Origin of the sequence: Brevundimonas pishanensis, assembly GCF_022750635.1 — a bacterium.
GTDB lineage: Bacteria > Pseudomonadota > Alphaproteobacteria > Caulobacterales > Caulobacteraceae > Brevundimonas > Brevundimonas pishanensis.
In genome coordinates this window covers 2,501-5,567 of the sequence record NZ_JAJKBG010000012.1, presented here as the reverse complement: position 1 = coordinate 5,567, position 3,067 = coordinate 2,501, and the positions used below count along the sequence as shown (strand labels likewise).

1 tRNA gene and 2 rRNA genes (1 of these 3 only partly in view) are annotated in these 3,067 nt (G+C 53.0%); all 3 read right to left on the bottom strand.

Features of this window, described 5'->3' with window-relative positions:
• Position 1: 1 nt before the first annotated feature.
• Positions 2 to 78: transfer RNA gene (locus tag LOX95_RS14135), tRNA-Met, on the bottom strand.
• 62 nt (positions 79 to 140) lie between these two features.
• Positions 141 to 255 (bottom strand): 5S ribosomal RNA (gene rrf, locus LOX95_RS14130).
• A gap of 74 nt (positions 256 to 329) precedes the next feature.
• Positions 330 to 3,067 (bottom strand): 23S ribosomal RNA (locus LOX95_RS14125) (it continues 42 nt past the right edge of the window).

Here is a 3,067-nt window from a genome sequence, read left to right as displayed (position 1 = left end):
TTGGGTGCGGGAGTAGGATTTGAACCTACGACCTTCAGGTTATGAGCCTGACGAGCTACCGGGCTGCTCCATCCCGCGTCAAAGGCGTAGGATATTGTGAGGAAGGATGAGAAGTTCGTTTATCATTATATACTTGGTAGACCCGGCGACGACCTACTCTCCCGCGTCTTAAGACGAAGTACCATCGGCTCTGGAGACCTTAACGACCGAGTTCGGAATGGGATCGGGTGGGGAATCTCCGACAAAGTCACCGGGTCAACCAAGTATATAAGGATGAGAAGAAATCGCGTATTTATTGGTAAAGTAAAACCAATGGGTTTTGCTGAGAAACGATCAAGCCGATCGGATTATTAGTACCAGTAAGCTTCACACGTCACCGCGCTTCCACACCTGGCCTATCAACGTGGTAGTCTTCCACGATCCTCAGCGAAGCCTTGTTTTGAGGTTAGTTTCCCGCTTAGATGCTTTCAGCGGTTATCTATTCCATACTTAGCTACCCTGCTGCGCGGCTGGCGCCACGACAGGTCCACCAGAGGTATGTCCATCCCGGTCCTCTCGTACTAGGGACAGATCCTCTCAAGCTTCGAACACCCACGGCAGATAGGGACCAAACTGTCTCACGACGTTCTGAACCCAGCTCACGTACCTCTTTAAATGGCGAACAGCCATACCCTTGGGACCTGCTCCAGCCCCAGGATGAGATGAGCCGACATCGAGGTGCCAAACTTTGCCGTCGATATGGACTCTTGGGCAAAATCAGCCTGTTATCCCTAGAGTACCTTTTATCCGTTGAGCGATGGCCCTTCCACGCGGGACCACCGGATCACTATGGCCGACTTTCGTCTCTGCTCGACTTGTCAGTCTCGCAGTCAGGCGGGCTTATGCCATTGCACTCGACGACCGATTTCCGACCGGTCTGAGCCCACCATCGCGCGCCTCCGTTACACTTTAGGAGGCGACCGCCCCAGTCAAACTACCCACCACGCCATGTCCCGGGACCGGATAACGGCCCTCGGTTAGACGTCAACGACAGTAAGGGTGGTATTTCAAGGATGGCTCCACCAGAGCTGGCGCCCCGGCTTCATAGCCTCCCACCTATCCTACACATACGGTCGCTAACGCCAAGGCGAAGCTATAGTAAAGGTTCATAGGGTCTTTCCGTCTGACCGCGGGAACCCCGCATCTTCACGGGGAATTCAATTTCACTGAGCCTGTGCTGGAGACAGTGGGGAAGTCGTTACGCCATTCGTGCAGGTCGGAACTTACCCGACAAGGAATTTCGCTACCTTAGGACCGTTATAGTTACGGCCGCCGTTTACCTGGGCTTCAGTTCGGAGCTTTCACTCCTCCCTTTAACCTTCAGGCACCGGGCAGGCGTCAGACCCTATACGTCGCATTGCTGCTTCGCAGAGCCCTGTGTTTTTGCTAAACAGTCGCTACCCCCTGGCTTGTGCCACTTAGTTCTGCTTGCGCAGAGTAAGTCACGCTTATTCCGAAGTTACGCGTGCAATTTGCCGAGTTCCTTCAGCACAGTTCTCTCAAGCGCCTTGGTATGCTCTACCTGACCACCTGTGTCGGTTTCGGGTACGGTCTCTGCTAGAGTTATTTCCAGGGACAACGCCCCTGCACAGACAATCCAATAAGCCTGTACAAGTTATGCCATCCGTCACTTCTAGCTGGTGCAGGAATATTTACCTGCTTCCCATCGACTACGCTTTTCAGCCTCGCCTTAGGGGCCGACTAACCCTGCGCAGATTAGCTTTACGCAGGAACCCTTGGTCTTTCGGCGACAGTGTTTCTCACACTGTTTATCGTTACTCATGTCAGCATTCTCACTTCCGATACCTCCAGCCAACCTCACGGTTGACCTTCACCGGCTTACGGAACGCTCCGCTACCGCTTGCAGTAAACTGCAAACCCATATCTTCGGCACGTGGCTTTAGCCCCGTTACATTTTCCGCGCAGGATCGCTTGATCAGTGAGCTGTTACGCTTTCTTTAAAGGATGGCTGCTTCTAAGCCAACCTCCTGATTGTCAAAGCAATCCCACATCGTTTCCCACTTAGCCACGATTTGGGGGCCTTAGATGATGGTTAGGGTTGTTTCCCTTTTCACGACGGACGTTAGCACCCGCCGTGTGTCTGCCCGATAGTACTCCTGGGTATTCGGAGTTTGGTTAGTATTGGTACCGCTCGCGCAGCCCGCAACCATCCAGTGCTCTACCCCCCAGGGTATTCGTCGGACGCTCTACCTAAATAGATTTCGCGGAGAACCAGCTATGTCCAGGTTTGATTGGCCTTTCACCCCTATCCACAAGTCATCCCAGAATTTTTCAACATTCACGGGTTCGGACCTCCAGTTAGTGTTACCTAACCTTCATCCTGCTCATGGATAGATCACCTGGTTTCGGGTCGTCATACGTCGAACTTAGCGCCCTATTCAGACTCGCTTTCGCTGCGCCTACACCTAACGGCTTAAGCTTGCTCGACACATGAAGTCGCTGACCCATTATACAAAAGGTACGCCGTCACCTCGCTTGGAGGCTCCGACTGCTTGTAGGCTTCCGATTTCAGGTTCTGTTTCACTCCCCTTGTCGGGGTGCTTTTCACCTTTCCCTCACGGTACTTGTTCACTATCGGTCGTAGAGGAGTACTTAGGCTTGGAGGGTGGTCCCCCCATGTTCAGACAGGATTTCACGTGTCCCGCCCTACTCGAGTCTCTTGCTGTTTGATGGCTACGGGGCTTTCACCCACTATGGCCGACTTTTCCAAGTCGTTCGCCTTTATTTCACAAGAGCACTGGCCTGGTCCCGGTTCGCTCGCCACTACTACGGGAGTCTCGGTTGATGTCCTTTCCTCCGGGTACTGAGATGTTTCAGTTCCCCGGGTTCGCTCAATGAAGCCTATGTATTCAGCTCATTGTACCTTTAACAATCGTCCAACCGTTACCCCGAAGGGTAGAAGTTGGAAGACTGCAAAGGTGGGTTTCCCCATTCAGAAATAACCGGATCAAAGGGTGCTAGCGCCTCCCCGGTTCTTATCGCAGCTTGCCACGTCTTTCATCGCCTC